The following is a 14,385-nucleotide window of genomic DNA, read 5'->3' on the forward strand; positions in this document are numbered from 1 at the left end:
CCTACCGCCCGCGCCGCAACACGATGTAGAGCGCGCCCTGCCCGCCGTGCCGCGGATGCGCGCCGCGCACCGCCGCGATGGCATCGGCGTGGCGCGACGCGGCGAGCCAGTCGGCGATCGCCGCGCGGATCGCCCCGCGGGCGTGCGGGCGCTCGCTCTCGGGGCGCGGCGGCTTGCCGGTCACGAGCAGCAGCACGCGGTCGCCGCGCGCGATGGCGCGGGCAAGGCCATCGTCGAGCAACGCATGCGCCGACGACAGGCTATGCCCGTGCAGGTCGATCGAGCTGTCGGGGATGACGATCCCGCGCGACAGCCTTTTGTCCCAGCCCCCGTCCAGCGTATTCTGCCGTGGCGGCGCGGGCGGGGCGACCATGCGCGCCGCTGGTGCCGGCGCCGCGCCGAGCGCCCGGGTGAGTGCCTTCGACGGTTTCGTCGCCTTGGTGGGGGCGACAGGCGTTGGGGCCGCCGGCCGCGCGGCCGGTACGACGCCGCGCAACGGTTTCACCGTCGCCATCACCCGCGCCCACAGGTCGGCTTCGTCAGGGTTGAGCTGGCGCACCGACCGTCGTTCCGAACGAGGTGCTCTGGAAACGCGCCAGCGTGCCGCGGGGCAGCAGCGGGAACGCCGTGCCGCGCGCCGCCATGCCACCCGCGGTCGCCTCCGCTACCGGCCCTGCACCCCAATAAGTGTCGAAGCGGTTGCTGCCCTTGATCGCACCACCGGTGTCCTGCGCCACCCACAGGCCGCTCGCGTCCTGCCGGTCCATCGACAGGAAGACGGGCGCGCCCAAAGGCACATATTTTACGTCCGCAGCCGCGCTGACCCCGCCGTTGACCACATAGCCCATCGCCCCCACCGGCGGGGTGTCGAGCTCGCGGAAGAAGACGAAGCTCTTATTCTCCTCCATGATCGCGCGGCCCTCCTCGGGGTGCGCGCGCAGCCAGGCGACGATGCCCTGCATCGACGTCTGGCCGGGCTGGAGAAGCCCGCGCGCCTTCATCAGCGCGCCGATCCCCGTATAGTCGCGGCCATTCTGCGTATCGTAGCCGACCCGCATGACCTCGCCGTTCGGCAGCCGCAGCCGACCCGACCCCTGGATCTGCAGGAAGAACACCGCCGCCTCGTCCGCGCCCCAGGCGAGGACCGGCGCCTTGCCCTGCAACGCCCCGCGGTCGATCGCCGCGCGATCGTAATAGGGCACCAAGGCGCTGCCCTGCACCCGCCCGCGCACCTTCTTGCCCTTCAGCGCATCGCTGAACTGGCCGAGGTCGACATCGATCAGATCGTCGGGCCGGGCGTAAATCGGCACCTCATAGCCGGCGCGCCGCTCCCGCGACGCCGCGATCTCGGGCTCGTAATATCCGGTGGCGAAGGCCCTGCCGTCGCCGACCTGCACCGCCTCGAAATAGGTCGCGAAGAACTGTCGCGCCCCGCCGCGTGGCACGCTCGCCGCCGCGGCACAGGCCGGCTGCCAATCGGTGCCGCGCGTCAGGCCGGAGGCGTCGGTGCGGCGCATCAGGCCGGGGCAACTGGTCAGGAACGCCTGACGGGCCGACTCCGCCTGCGCCTCGGTGATCGGCAGCGTGTCGATCGCCGGTCCCGGCGTGACGCCCGCGGTTGCGGCCGTGGTAGCCGTGGGATCGACCGTCACCGGGGTCGCGAGCAATGGCGTCGACGGCTGGATGCGACCGTCGAAGCTGCGCCCGCTCGTAATGACGGTGGCCTGGCCTCCGCTGCCGCCCCGACGCGGCGGCGTGACCGACGGTTGCAGTGGCCGCTTCGTCGTCGGCGGCGGCGGGGCATAGCCGCCATCCACCGGCACGATGCGCCCGCCACACGCACTGAGGGCGAGAGCCAGCGTAACGCCGGCCAAGGCGCGATGCCCGTTCATACGAAAACCCCGATTGTCCGCCCGCCCTGCGCGAGGCAACGAGCTATGGCTGTGCCGAAGCGGCGCGTGTGGGACAAGGGCGATGCGGCTGTGCCGACGCCGTTCCGTCGCACAGCCGGCACCGTGTGGCGTACGGCGCTCACACCTCGTCGGTGTCGGCGAGCTTCCAATTGGGATCGCGGCTCTTCAGCGTCCGCGAGAAGGTCCACAGGTCGTGCGTCTCGACCGCATCGGTCAGCGACCCGGCGACCACCTGTCCCTCCGCATCGCGCGTCACCGCCGCGATATCGGCATCGAAGCGGACCGTGATGCGACCTTCGCGGCCGTCGAGCGCCGCATCGGTGATGACCGCCCGTTCGATCGAGATCAGGCGGTTCTCCAGCGTCTCGCCCGCCTCGCGCCGCGCCGCGATCGCCTCGCCAAAGGCATGCGCCACGTCGGGCTGCGCCAGTTCGGACAGGCTCGCTTCGTCACCGGACCAGAAGGCCTCGAGCGTCATGCGATACGCCGCCTGCGCACCGCCTAGGAATTGCTGCACGTCGAAACCGGGCTCCGCACCGATGATCGCGCGCAACCCCGCCTCGGCCTGCGGTTCGATATTGCGGCCAACCGGCTCACGCGTATCCGCCGCGGCGTCCACCGGGCGCGCGACCACCCGCACGGCCGTCGCTGCGCGATCGTCAGCGGCGCGAGGCAACGGCTGCTGTTCGTGGCCGGTGCGCTTGCCGAGCACGCTGTACAGGCGCAGCGCCAGAAACGCCGCCACCATTGCGAGAAGTACTACGTAGAACACCGTGCCTCCGATCTTGACCGATACATAGGCCGAAAGCCGTTACGTTTCAAACCACAGCATCGATCCGCCTCCGCGGCCTTTACCGCCGTTGAAACAGTCCACCGGCGCTGCTAGGCGCGGGCGCCATCGGCATCGAACGTGCGAGGGGCCGCTTCGGTCCCACGGCCTCGCTGCTTCTTCACCGCTTTTTCTCGCGAAGGATTGTCTCCATGGCCGACCAGGACAACGGCACCACGATCGACACGCAGCCGACCGGCAATGGCGAAGACACCGCACCCGCGGCGGGCCTGATCTCGCAATACGTCAAGGATCTCTCGTTCGAGAACCCGAACGCGCCGGCGATTTTCCAGAACCCGAACCCGCCCGCGATCGACGTGCAGTTCAACATCGGCACCGCACAGGTCGGCGAGGAAGTCCATGAAGTCCTGCTGAAGATCGACGTAAAGGCAGATGCCGAGGGCCAGACCGCGTTCATCGTCGACCTGACCTATGCCGGCCTGTTCGGCCTGCGCAACGTGCCGGCCGATGCGATCCAGCCGTTCCTGCTGGGCGAAGCGCCGCGCCTGCTGTTCCCCTTCGCGCGCCGCGTCCTGGCCGATTGCGTCCGCGACGGCGGCTTCCCGCCGCTGCTGCTCGAACCGATCGACTTCGGCCAGCTCTACCTCGCGCAGGCGGAGCAGAATGGCGCCTTCTCGGTCGGCGACGTCGGCCACGCCTGAATTCTGATCAACGGGGCCGGGCGCCATGAACCTTACCAAGGCGCTCGGCTCGGTCGGCGGGCTGACGCTGGCCAGCCGCGTGCTGGGGCTGGTCCGCGATTCGCTGTTCTTTCGCTTCGTGGGCGCAGGCTTCGCCTCGGACGCGTTCATGATCGCGTTCCGCCTGCCCAATTTGTTCCGCGCCCTCTTCGCAGAGGGCGCGTTTTCCGCCGCGTTCATCCCGATGTTCAACCGCAAGGTGGCCGAGGGTGACAAGGTGAAGGAAGGCAGCGGCCTGGCGCACGGCATCGCCTTTGCGGAGGATGCGCTGTCGATCCTGCTGCCGGTCCTGATCGTCATGACCGCGGTGATGGAAGTGGCGGCGTGGCCCGTCACCTACACGCTGTCGGGCGGGTTCAACGGCATTGATCCGAAGCAATTCGATTTCGCCGTCCAGCTCGCGCGCCTTACCTTCCCCTACCTGCTGTTCATCAGCTTGGTGTCGCTGCTCGGCGGTATCCTCAATTCGCTGCACCGCTTCTGGGTGAATGCGGCAGCGCCGATCCTGCTCAACGCGACGCTGATCGCGGCGCTGCTGTTCTTCCATGACGACCTGCCGCTGATGACCGCACGTAATCAGGCGATCGCGGTCACCGTCTCGGGCGCGCTGCAATTGCTGTGGCTATGGTATGCCTGCCGCCGGGCAGGCGTGACGCTACGCCTGAAGCTGCCCCGCCTGGGCCCCGATGTGAAACGGTTGATGACGCTGATCGGCCCCGCCGCCGCGGGCGCCGGCGCGGTACAGATCAACCTCGTCGTGTCGACCGCGCTTGCCGCGCGCCTGCTGCCGTCCGGTTCCGTGTCGTACATCTACGCCGCCGACCGGCTGAACCAATTGCCGCTCGGTCTCATCGGCATCGGCCTCGGCACCGTATTGCTACCGACCATCTCGCGCCTGCTCGGTCGCGGTGAGGATGCAGCCGCGATGGCGACGCAGAACCGGGGCATGGAGCTCGCGCTGCTGCTCACCCTGCCCGCCACGGTCGCGCTGGTCGTCTGCGGCGCGCCGATCGCCGCCGCGCTGTTCCAGCATGGGAAGTTCGATGCGACCGATACGCATTTCACCGCGCAGGCCCTCGCCGCCTTTTCGATCGGTCTGCCGTCCTACATCCTCGTGAAGGTGCTGACGCCGGGCTATTATGCGCGCTCCGACACGAAGACGCCGGTGCGCTACGCGACGATCTCAATGGGCGTGAACCTGGCGCTCAACCTCGCGCTGATCGTGCCGCTCCAGCATATGGGGCCGCCGCTCGCCACCGCGATCGCGAGCACGGTCAACGTCGCGCTGCTGTATCGCACGCTCGTCAAGCGCGGCCAGTTCGTGGTCGACGCGCAACTCAAGCGCCGCGCGCCGCGCCTGCTCGCCGCGGCCCTGGCGATGGGCGCGGTGATGTACTTCCTCAACGATCTGTTCCAGCCCTACACTACCGGCGCCAGCCTGACCCGCTGGGCGGCGATGGCGGTGCTGGTCGGCACCGGCGCACTCGTCTATGCCGCCGCGGTGTTCGCGACCGGCGCCCTCAAGCCGCGCGACATCCGCCAGCTTCTCCGTTCCCAGTCCTAAGGTCCGTCCATGTCCGCACAGCGCCCCCTCCCGAAAAGAGTGGTGTCCGGTATCAAGCCCACCGGCAATCTCCACCTCGGCAATTACCTTGGCGCGGTGAAGCAATGGGTCGCGATGCAGGATGCGATCCAGGCGGAGGGCGGCGAGACGATGTACTTCATCGCCGACCTGCACGGCCTGACCGAATTTATCGCGCCCGATCAGCTGCGCGCGAACACGATCGAAATGACCGCGACGATGATCGCCGCCGGCATCGATCCCGATCGCTCGATCCTGTTCAACCAGGCCCGAGTGCCTGCGCACAGCGAGCTCAGCTGGCTGCTCAACAACGTCGCGCGCGTCGGCTGGCTCAATCGCATGACGCAGTTCAAGGACAAGGCCGGCAAGAACCGCGAAGGCGCCAGCGTCGGCCTGTACGATTATCCGGTGCTGATGGCGGCGGACGTGCTGCTCTATAATGCGACGCATGTCCCCGTCGGCGAGGACCAGAAGCAGCATCTGGAGTTGGCGCGCGACATCGCGACCAAGTTCAACACCGATTACGGCGTCGAGCTGTTCACGCTGCCCGAACCCCTGGTCAGCGCCGCCGCGCCGCGGATCATGAGCCTGCGCGACGCGTCGGCCAAGATGTCCAAGTCGAACCCCTCGGAACAGTCGGTCGTCAAGCTGATCGACAGCGACGAGACGATCGCCGACAAGTTCCGCAAGGCGAAGACCGACCCCGACCTGCTCCCCGCCACCGTCGAGGAACTGGCAGAACGACCCGAAGCGCGCAACCTGCTGACGATCTTCGCCGCGCTCGCCGATCGCACGCCGCAGGACGTGCTCGGCGACTATGCGGGTAAGGGCTTCGGCGCGTTCAAGCCCGACCTCGCCGATCTCGCCGTCGCAAAGCTCGGACCCATTCGCAATGAGATGGTCCGCCTGCTCGACGACCGCGGCGCGATCGACGCGATTTTGACCAAGGGCGCAGAAAAGGCACGCGACCTCGCCGCCCCGGTGCTCCGTCAGGCACAAGAGGCGATGGGCCTGATGCTCTGAATAAGCCCCCTCCCTGGAAGGGAGGGGGTTGGGGGTGGGTAGCCGCTTGCACTGAGCGCGGGTAGGCTCCCCACCCATGCAGCGAACACCCCCGGAACTGCGTGCCATCGCCCGGCAATTGCGCCGCGACCCCACGCCGGCCGAGCGTCGCCTCTGGGGCTCCATCCGAGATCACCGGCCCCGCTTCACGCGCCAGCTGCTGGTCAGCCATTACGTCATCGACATCGCGTGCCGACAGCTCAAGATCGGTATCGAGCTCGACGGCGGTCACCACGGTGAACAGATCGAACGCGACGAAGCCCGCACCGCCTACCTCGCGGCGCACGGCTGGACGATCCTCCGCTTCTGGAACGGCGATGTGCTGGATAACCTCGACGGGGTCTATGCCGCGATCCTTGCGGCGGTAGCGCAAGCGGCCACCCACCCCCGGCCCCTCCCGTCCAGGGAGGGGAGGACCTAAGCTTCCAATTCCCGCATCAGCGTCCGCACCGCCGCATCGATATCGCGGTCCTGATCGCGCAATTCCTCGATCTTGCGCACCGCGTGGATGACGGTCGAATGGTCGCGCCCACCGAACTTGCGGCCGATCTCGGGCAGCGAGCGCGTCGTCAGGCGCTTGGCCAGGTACATGGCGATCTGACGCGGGCGAGCGACGGCGCGGCTGCGGCGCGCCGACACCAAGTCGAGCGGCTTCAGCTCGAAATGCTGGCTGACGAGCTTCTGGATCTCGTCGATCGTCACCCGCCGCTGCGCCCCGCGCAGCACGTCGCCCAGCGTCGTCAGCGCGAAATCCAGGTCGATACGGTCGCCGGTCAGCTGCGCATAGGCGATGACGCGGTTCAGCGCGCCTTCCAGCTCGCGGATGTTGGCGTGGATGCGCGCGGCCAGCAGGTCGAGCACCTCTGCGGGAACCTTTGCCTCGGGCAGGTCTGCGAGTTTCCTGTCCAGTATGGCACGGCGCAACGTGAGGTCGGGCGCCTTGATGTCGGCGACGAGGCCCACCGACATGCGGCTGATGATCCGCGCCTCGACGCCGTCCAACGCCTGTGGGCAGCGATCGGCGGAGATGACGAGGCGCCGGCCCGCCCCCATGATCTCGTTGATCGTGTGGAAGAACTCTTCCTGCGTCGAATCCTTGCCCGCGATGAACTGCAGGTCGTCGATCAGCAGCAGGTCGGCGCTGCGCAGACGCTGCTTGAAGGCGTGCGTGTCGCGCGCGCGCAGCGCGCTGACGAAATCGAACATGAAGCGTTCGGCCGACATGCACAGCACGGTCGCGTCCGGATGCTGCGCCAGAAACGCATGGCCGATCGCGTGCATCAGGTGCGTCTTGCCCTGCCCCGTCCCCGAATGGAGGAACAGTGGGCTGAACCGCGGCACGCCCGGTTCGGCCAGCGCACGCGCGGCATTGAAGGCGACGCGATTCGCCGCATCGACGACGAAGCGATCGAAGGTGAAGCGCGGATCGAGCGATGGTCGCTCGGCACGCAGTGCGTCGCCGGCGACGACGGCGGGGGCCGGCTGCACGAACGGCAGCACCGCGGCGGGCTGCGGCGCGGGGGGCGCAGGCGCCTCGGCAACCAGCTTCACCGCCGGGGCCGCCACGCGCGTCTCGATCGACACGCTGCGCACGCCCGGCAACAGCGTGCGGAATTCCAGCATCAGCCGGTCCGCATAATGGTTGCGGACCCAGTTGGTCATGAAGGCGGATGGCAGCGCGAGGCGGATCGCGTCGGGATCACCGTCCTCGATCAGCTCCATCGGCTTCAGCCACTGTTCGAACAACCGCGCACCGGCCGATTCGCGCAGGTTGCTGCGGACGCGCGCCCAGGCGCGTTGCGCCTCGCTCTCCGTCACCGCCGCTACCTGCCGATCGTTCAACGCACGCCCCTTCGTTACCGGAAGCGACGCGTGTCACCCCAGTGGCTGTAGTTCAGACAGACAGATCCCCCTTACGACCACCGGCCGTTCGGCATGCCCACGCTGTTCAAGTCCCCGCTGGCCCAGAACGGCGCCGCGGTGAAGGCGAGTTATGAAGCCTTGCCCGAGTCGATCAAGCCCCCCGCAGGTCACATTCCTGAAATAAAGAGGATTGACAGCCCTCCGCCCGCGGAAATGCGTTCGGAAATCTTATAAGCCGTTGATATTGCAGCATTAATGCACGCCGCCGGAGCCGCAGGGACGACGGACTCGAGGCACGAATCGCGGTGAGTCCTGCCTTTCACTTTTCGTTCCAAACCCATCCATTTCGGGCATCAAAAAAGCCCGCCGGGATGGTCCCGACGGGCTGATTTGCGGACGTGAAGGACGGCTCAGGCGAGCGCGGTCACGGCCTTGGTCAGACGCGCGAACTTGCGGCTCGCGGTGTTCTTGTGCAGCACGCCCTTGGCGACGCCACGGGCCAGCTCCGGCTGGACGGCCGACAGCGCCGTGGCCGCCGCAGCCTTGTCGCCCGAAGCAAGCGCCGACTCGACCTTCTTGACGAAGGTCCGGATGCGGCCGACGCGGTTGCCGTTGATTTCGGCGCGGCGTGCGTTGCGACGGATGCGCTTCTTGGCTTGCGGCGTATTCGCCATTCGGTACGTCCTTGCGAGTAATGTGGTCAGTGTGAAAGAGGCGCCGGGAACACCCTACGCCGTCTCGAAGGCAGCGCCCTTAGCGATTGCGGGAGGCGGGGTCAACCGTTTCACCCCTCTTTCGTCATCCCGGCGCACGCCGGGATCCATGGACTGAGCGCCGCCAACGATGCGCCCCCGCCTCATGGACATCGCCACCATGGATCCCGGCATCCGCCGGGATGACGAATAAAGTGGCGTCAGTGTTTCTGACACTTGGGACAATAAAAGGTCGACCGCCCGCTATCCACCCGGCGCTGCACCGTCCCGCCGCACGCGCACGGCTCACCCTCGCGGCCATAGACCAGGAATTGCTTGGAGAAATACCCCAGCTCGCCGTCCGGCCGGGCATAGTCGCGCAGCGTCGATCCGCCGGCCTCGATCGCCGCGAGCAACACGTCCCGCACCGCCACGGTCAGCGCCTCGAGTCGCTTCACAGAAATCTGCCCCGCCGGCCGCGTCGGCGATATCCGGGCGACGTGCAGCGCTTCGCACACATAAATGTTACCGAGGCCCGCCACGATCCGCTGGTCGAGCAGCATCGCCTTGATCGGCGCCGCGCGGCCCTGCAACACGTCGTGCAGATACGCGCCGGTAAAGCCCTCCCCCAGCGGCTCCGGCCCCATCGCCGCAAAGGGCGGATACGCGTCGATCGCCGCGGTCTCCCACAGATCGAGGAAACCGAATCGCCGCGCATCGTTGAGCGCCAGGCTGCGCCCCTCCCCCGTCTCGATCAGCAGATGGTCGTGCGCGAGTCGCTCGGCCGGATCGACGCGCCAGCGCCCCGACATGCCGAGGTGGAAGATCAGCGTATCGCCGCGATCGGTATCGACCAGCCCGTATTTGGCCCGCCGCCCCAGCGCCGTCACCATCGCGCCCGTCAGCCGCTGGCGCAGGTCGACGGGGATCGCCTTGCGCAGATCGGCACGGCGCGGCTCGACATGGGTCAGGCGCTGACCGGCGAGCACGGGGGTCAGCCCGCGAACGGTGGTTTCGACTTCGGGAAGCTCTGGCACGCCGCCAAAGCTAGGTAGCGTTTGCTCCCGCCACAAGCCACGGCTAGGGCGGGTGGCATGACCGATACCGCCCCCACCGGAACCGTCTCCTTCGGCTACGAAGATGTCGCGCCGGACGAAAAAACCGCCCGCGTCGGCGGCGTCTTCTCCAGCGTCGCCAAGAACTACGACCTGATGAACGACGCCATGTCAGGGGGCATGCACCGGCTGTGGAAGGACCGCTTCGTCCGCCGTCTGCAACCGCGCGAGGGCGAGCAGGTGCTCGACATGGCGGGCGGCACCGGCGACATCGCGTTCCGCATCGCGGAATCGGGCGCGTCGGTGACGGTCGCGGACATCAACCCCGATATGCTCGCGGTCGGCATGGAACGCGCGGCCAAGCGCGGGCTCGACAGCCTCGTGTGGACCGAGGCGAACGCCGAGACCCTGACCTTCCCGGACCGGTTCTTCGACGCCTACACCATCGCCTTCGGCATCCGGAACGTCACCGATATCCCTAAGGCGTTGCGCGAGGCGCATCGCGTGCTGCGCCGTGGCGGTCGCTTCTTCTGCCTCGAATTCTCGACCACGACCTGGCCGGGGTTCAAGGAAGTCTACGACGGCTATTCGCACAAATTGGTGCCCAAGCTCGGCCAGCTGCTGGCGCAGGATGCCGACAGCTATCGCTATCTGATCGAATCGATCCGCCGCTTCCCCGACATGCCGACGTTCAAGGGCATGATCGCCGACGCCGGCTTCGTGCGGACGAAGGTGGAGCCGATCATGGGCGGCCTCGTCGCGATCCATTCGGGCTGGAAGATTTGATGGCGTACCGGCCATGCTCCTCCCGAGCGGGAGGAGCGCTCGCGTGACGACCTCCGTCGTCCATATCTGGCGACTGCTGAAGTGGGGCCGCATCCTGGCGCGCCACGGCGCGCTGCGCGGGATCGAGCAGGACCGCAACACGCCTGCCCCCGTCCGCCGCCTCGCCCGCGTCGCCCGCTTCGGCGCGCGGGTGCCGGCGACGCCGCGCTACGCCGATGCCTTCCAGGCGATCGGCCCCGCCGCGATCAAGCTCGGCCAGACGCTCGCGACCCGACCGGACCTCGTCGGCGACGTCGCGGCCAACGACCTGCTGCGCCTGCAGGATCAGCTGCCCCCCGTCCCCTTCGACACGATCTGCGCCGCAATGGAGGCCAGTCTCGGCCGCCCGCCGAGCGCCGTCTTCGCCCAGATCGACGAAACCCCCGTCGGTGCCGCGTCGATCGCACAGGTCCATCGCGCGATCACAACCGATGGACGGCAGGTCGCGGTGAAGGTGCTGCGCCCGGGCGTCGAGGCGGATTTCACCCGCGCCATCGACACCTATCAATGGGCCGCCGCACAGCTCGAAGGGCTCGGCGGCGAGGCCAAGCGCCTGCGCCCGCGCCTGACGGTCGAGAATTTCCGCCGCTGGACGCTGCGCGAGCTCAACTTCCAGCGCGAAGCCGCCTCCGCCTCCGAACTCGCCGAGGCGATGACCGCGGAACCCGATTTCGTCGTCCCCGCGATCGACTGGCAGCGCTCCTCGACGCGCGTGCTGACGATGGAATGGATCGACGGCATCAAGCTGTCGAACCGACAGGCGCTGATCGACGCCGGCTATGACGTCAAGAAGCTCGCCAACACCTTGGTACAGGCATTCCTGCGCCAGGCGATCGCCGAGGGCTTCTTCCACGCCGACATGCACCAGGGCAATCTGTTCGCCCTGCCCGGCGACAAGATCGCCGCGATCGATTTCGGCATCATGGGCCGGATCGACCGGCGGGCGCGGGTGTGGCTGGCCGAAATCCTCTACGGCCTGATCACCGGCAATTATAAGCGCGTCGCCGAAATCCATTTCGAGGCGGGCTATGTTCCCGCACACCACAATGTCGCCGAGTTCGCGACCGCGCTGCGCGCCGTGGGCGAACCGATGCGCGGACTGCCGGTGAAGGACATGTCGATCGGCATGATGCTCGACGGCCTGTTCAGCATCACCCGCGATTTCGACATGGTGACGCAGCCGCACCTGCTGCTGCTCCAGAAGACGATGGTGATGGTGGAGGGCGTGGCGACCAGCCTCGACCCCGATATCAATTTGTGGGAATCGGCCGCGCCGTTCGTGCGCGAATGGATCCGCACCGAACTCGGCCCCGAAGCCGCGATCGCGGATCGCCTGATCCAGGACGTGCGCACCATCGCCGGCCTGCCAGAACTGATCCGCCGGATCGAGGCGCGCTACCCCGCCCCCGGCGGCGAGCCCCCCGCCCCCCCGCTGCGCGAGATCGAGGTCGTGCGCATCGGCGGCGGCTGGCGCTATGCCGCGGTCGCCGTGCTGACCGCCTGCGCCAGTGTGGCGGCGACATGGCTGGTGCTGCACTGACGCCGATGCTGCGCCGGCCGCTCGTCCCGCTCTGGATCGCGCGCCCGTCGCGCTTTGCCGGGCTGAACGTGCGCGATGCCTGGTTGGTGGTGGTCGCGCTCGTCGGCCTGCTCCTCGCGACGCTGCTGGTCTTCGCAACGCCCGTTCCGGCCGCGGCGACCGACGGCGCGCGGGCCACCGACGGTCAGACCGACATCGCCTTGTACGATGGCATCGTCGAGACGGTGCGCCACGGCGCATCTTATTATCCTGCCGCGATAGACGCGATGCGTGCGGGCGACTACCCGCTGCGGCCCTTCGTCACCGTGCGACTGCCGACGCTCGCCGTGGTGGAAGCAGCCCTGCCCGGACCTCTTGTACTGGTGCTGCTCGATCTGCTGGCGGCGACCGTCGTCGTCGCCTGGTGGGTGCGGCTGCGCGGCGTATTCACGCGCCTTCCGCCGCGGATCGTCGCGATGATGCTGCTCGCCGCGGGGCTGATCCCCTTCGTTCAGCCGAGCCTGTCCGCCTTCCACGAAATCTGGGCCGGCCTTCTCCTGGCGCTGTCGCTCGCGCTCTACCGCAGCCGCGATCCGCTGCCCGCCATCGCCATCGGGCTTGCCGCCGCGGTGATCCGCGAGACGGCGGGGCTGTACCTCATCGTCATGCTGGCGATGGCGCTGGTCGAGGGACGCGGGCGTGAGGCGATCGGCTGGGCCATCGCCTGCGTGCTGCTCGCCGCGGTCCTGGCCCTCCATGCGCATGCCGTCGCCGCCTTCATCCGCCCGCTCGATCCCGTGTCGCAGGGATGGTCGGGACAACTCGGCTTCGGCTTCTTCGTGCGGACGATGACGCTGTCGACGGGGCTGGCGCTGTTGCCGATGTGGCTGGCGGCCCCTCTCGTCGGCCTGTCGCTGTTCGGCTGGGCGGCGTGGCATACGGGGCTGGGCCTGCGGATCGTCGTCCTGCTCAGCGGCTATGCGTTGGTGCTGAGCGTCTTCGGGCGGCTCGACACCTTCTATTGGGGCCTGCTGATCGCGCCGCTACTGCTCGTCGGCCTCATCTTCGTGCCCGATGCGCTGCGAGACCTGTCGAGCGCCGTGTTCGACCGGCGGCGGATCACGGTGAAAAGGATCGTGCGATGAAACGTGTCCTCCTGATCGTCGGCGGCGGCATCGCCGCGTACAAGGCGTGCGAGCTGATCCGCCTGCTCAGGAAGCGCGGCCATGCGGTGCGCTGCGTGATGACGGAGGGCGCGAGCCATTTCGTCACGCCGATGACGCTGGCGGCGCTCAGCGAGGATCAGGTCTACACCAGCCTGTGGGACCTGAAGGACGAGGCGGAGATGGGCCATATCCAGCTCAGCCGCCAGGCCGACCTGATCGTCGTCGCCCCCGCGACCGCCGACCTGATCGCGCGCATGGCGGCGGGGATCGCCGACGATCTCGCGACCACGCTGCTTCTGGCAACCGATACCCACGTTCTCGCCGCGCCCGCCATGAACGTGAGGATGTGGCAGCATCCCGCCACGTCGCGCAACGTCGCGCAGTTGCGCCGCGACGGCATCACGGTGCTTGAACCCGACGAAGGCGCGATGGCCTGCGGCGAATATGGCCCCGGTCGCCTGCCCGAACCCGAAGCGATCGCCGCCGCCATCGACCGCGCGCTCGCCCCGGCCGATACGCGCCTTTCCGGGCGCCATATCCTCGTCACCGCGGGACCGACGCATGAGGCGATCGATCCGGTACGCTACATCGCCAATCGCTCGTCCGGGAAGCAAGGCTTCGCCATCGCCGGTGCGCTTGCGGCACTGGGGGCCGAAGTGACGCTGGTGGCGGGCCCGGTTGAACTCGCCACGCCGGAGGGCGTCAGCCGCGTCGACGTGGTGTCGGCACAGGATATGGCGGACGCGGTGATGGCCGCACTCCCCGCCGATGCCGCGGTGATGGTCGCCGCGGTCGCCGACTGGCGCGTCGAAGCCGCGCCGCAGAAGGTCAAGAAGGGCAACGCCCCGCCTGCGCTCACCCTGACCGAGAATGTCGATATTCTCGCCACGGTGGCGCAAGGGCCGAACCGCCCCCGTCTCGTCGTCGGCTTCGCGGCAGAGACCGAACAGGTCATCGACCACGCCCGCGCCAAGCGCGATCGCAAGGGGGCCGACTGGATCGTCGCCAACGACGTGTCGGGCGATGTCTTCGGTGGTGATGCCAATACCGTGCATCTGGTGACGGCCCAGGGCGTCGAGTCGTGGGAACGGATGGGCAAGGACGCGGTCGCGCTCCGGATCGCAGACCGCATCGCCGATGCGCTTATCCGTTCTTGATACGTTCCGATTCGTTTGATA

General features: G+C 68.1%; 14 protein-coding genes. 8 read left to right on the top strand and 6 right to left on the bottom strand.

Annotation, left to right across the window (positions count from 1 at the left end; all coding sequences use genetic code 11):
* Window position 1: 1 nt before the first annotated feature.
* From ACP7A3_RS02925 to ACP7A3_RS02935, 3 genes are all read right to left on the bottom strand, one after another.
* Window positions 2–514 (bottom strand): Smr/MutS family protein, encoded by a 513-nt coding sequence (locus tag ACP7A3_RS02925; RefSeq protein WP_426254958.1) that lies wholly within the window; start codon window positions 512–514, stop codon window positions 2–4.
* A 25-nt stretch (window positions 515–539) separates the two neighbouring features.
* Complete coding sequence (gene mltA / locus ACP7A3_RS02930; protein ID WP_426254904.1) at window positions 540–1,892, bottom strand: murein transglycosylase A; 1,353 nt, start codon at window positions 1,890–1,892, stop codon at window positions 540–542.
* Between the two features lie 139 nt (window positions 1,893–2,031).
* Window positions 2,032–2,685, bottom strand: a complete 654-nt coding sequence (locus tag ACP7A3_RS02935; RefSeq protein WP_426254905.1) for a Tim44/TimA family putative adaptor protein — start codon at window positions 2,683–2,685, stop codon at window positions 2,032–2,034.
* 209 nt (window positions 2,686–2,894) lie between these two features.
* On the opposite strand from ACP7A3_RS02935, the gene secB reads away from it, so the two are divergent.
* The 4 genes from secB to ACP7A3_RS02955 all read left to right on the top strand — a co-directional run bounded on the left by secB (window position 2,895) and on the right by ACP7A3_RS02955 (window position 6,508).
* The gene (gene secB, locus ACP7A3_RS02940; RefSeq protein WP_426254906.1) at window positions 2,895–3,404 is read left to right on the top strand and encodes a protein-export chaperone SecB; all 510 of its coding nucleotides are present in this window, start codon (window positions 2,895–2,897) and stop codon (window positions 3,402–3,404) included.
* Between the two features lie 25 nt (window positions 3,405–3,429).
* On the top strand, window positions 3,430–5,007 hold the full coding sequence (gene murJ / locus ACP7A3_RS02945; protein WP_426254907.1) for a murein biosynthesis integral membrane protein MurJ: 1,578 nt from the start codon (window positions 3,430–3,432) through the stop codon (window positions 5,005–5,007).
* A gap of 9 nt (window positions 5,008–5,016) precedes the next feature.
* Window positions 5,017–6,048 carry a tryptophan--tRNA ligase gene (gene trpS / locus ACP7A3_RS02950; protein WP_029720888.1) on the top strand — a complete coding sequence of 344 codons (1,032 nt, stop codon included), beginning with the start codon at window positions 5,017–5,019 and terminating at the stop codon, window positions 6,046–6,048.
* A gap of 76 nt (window positions 6,049–6,124) precedes the next feature.
* Entirely contained in the window at window positions 6,125–6,508 is a 384-nt protein-coding gene (locus tag ACP7A3_RS02955; protein ID WP_426254908.1) for an endonuclease domain-containing protein, read from the top strand.
* On the opposite strand, the gene dnaA is transcribed toward ACP7A3_RS02955, so the two are convergent.
* The 3 genes from dnaA to mutM form a co-directional block, all read right to left on the bottom strand.
* Window positions 6,505–7,929 carry a chromosomal replication initiator protein DnaA gene (dnaA, locus tag ACP7A3_RS02960; protein WP_426254909.1) on the bottom strand — a complete coding sequence of 475 codons (1,425 nt, stop codon included), beginning with the start codon at window positions 7,927–7,929 and terminating at the stop codon, window positions 6,505–6,507. The genes ACP7A3_RS02955 and dnaA overlap by 4 nt on opposite strands.
* Window positions 7,930–8,360: 431 nt before the next feature.
* Window positions 8,361–8,624 (bottom strand): 30S ribosomal protein S20, encoded by a 264-nt coding sequence (gene rpsT / locus ACP7A3_RS02965; protein WP_426254910.1) that lies wholly within the window; start codon window positions 8,622–8,624, stop codon window positions 8,361–8,363.
* Window positions 8,625–8,863: 239 nt separating this feature from the next.
* On the bottom strand, window positions 8,864–9,679 hold the full coding sequence (mutM, locus tag ACP7A3_RS02970; RefSeq protein ID WP_426254911.1) for a bifunctional DNA-formamidopyrimidine glycosylase/DNA-(apurinic or apyrimidinic site) lyase: 816 nt from the start codon (window positions 9,677–9,679) through the stop codon (window positions 8,864–8,866).
* A gap of 57 nt (window positions 9,680–9,736) precedes the next feature.
* Between mutM and ACP7A3_RS02975 the strand changes: the two genes are divergently transcribed.
* Genes ACP7A3_RS02975 through coaBC form a run of 4 tightly spaced genes read left to right on the top strand, consistent with a single transcriptional unit; the run spans window position 9,737 to window position 14,364 of the window.
* Window positions 9,737–10,483: a class I SAM-dependent methyltransferase gene (locus tag ACP7A3_RS02975; RefSeq protein ID WP_426254912.1), complete on the top strand. Its 747-nt coding sequence runs from the start codon at window positions 9,737–9,739 to the stop codon at window positions 10,481–10,483.
* Window positions 10,484–10,526: 43 nt separating this feature from the next.
* Window positions 10,527–12,062, top strand: coding sequence for a 2-polyprenylphenol 6-hydroxylase (ubiB, locus tag ACP7A3_RS02980; RefSeq protein ID WP_017978389.1), 1,536 nt, complete (start codon window positions 10,527–10,529; stop codon window positions 12,060–12,062).
* Complete coding sequence (locus ACP7A3_RS02985) at window positions 12,044–13,186, top strand: hypothetical protein (RefSeq protein ID WP_426254913.1); 1,143 nt, start codon at window positions 12,044–12,046, stop codon at window positions 13,184–13,186. The genes ubiB and ACP7A3_RS02985 overlap by 19 nt, the downstream gene beginning before the upstream one ends.
* Window positions 13,183–14,364 carry a bifunctional phosphopantothenoylcysteine decarboxylase/phosphopantothenate--cysteine ligase CoaBC gene (gene coaBC / locus ACP7A3_RS02990; protein ID WP_426254914.1) on the top strand — a complete coding sequence of 394 codons (1,182 nt, stop codon included), beginning with the start codon at window positions 13,183–13,185 and terminating at the stop codon, window positions 14,362–14,364. The genes ACP7A3_RS02985 and coaBC overlap by 4 nt, the downstream gene beginning before the upstream one ends.
* The last annotated feature ends 21 nt before the right edge of the window (window positions 14,365–14,385 follow it).

The organism is Sphingomonas sp. DC5200-1, assembly GCF_049897245.1.
Classification (GTDB): domain Bacteria; phylum Pseudomonadota; class Alphaproteobacteria; order Sphingomonadales; family Sphingomonadaceae; genus Sphingomonas; species Sphingomonas aquatilis.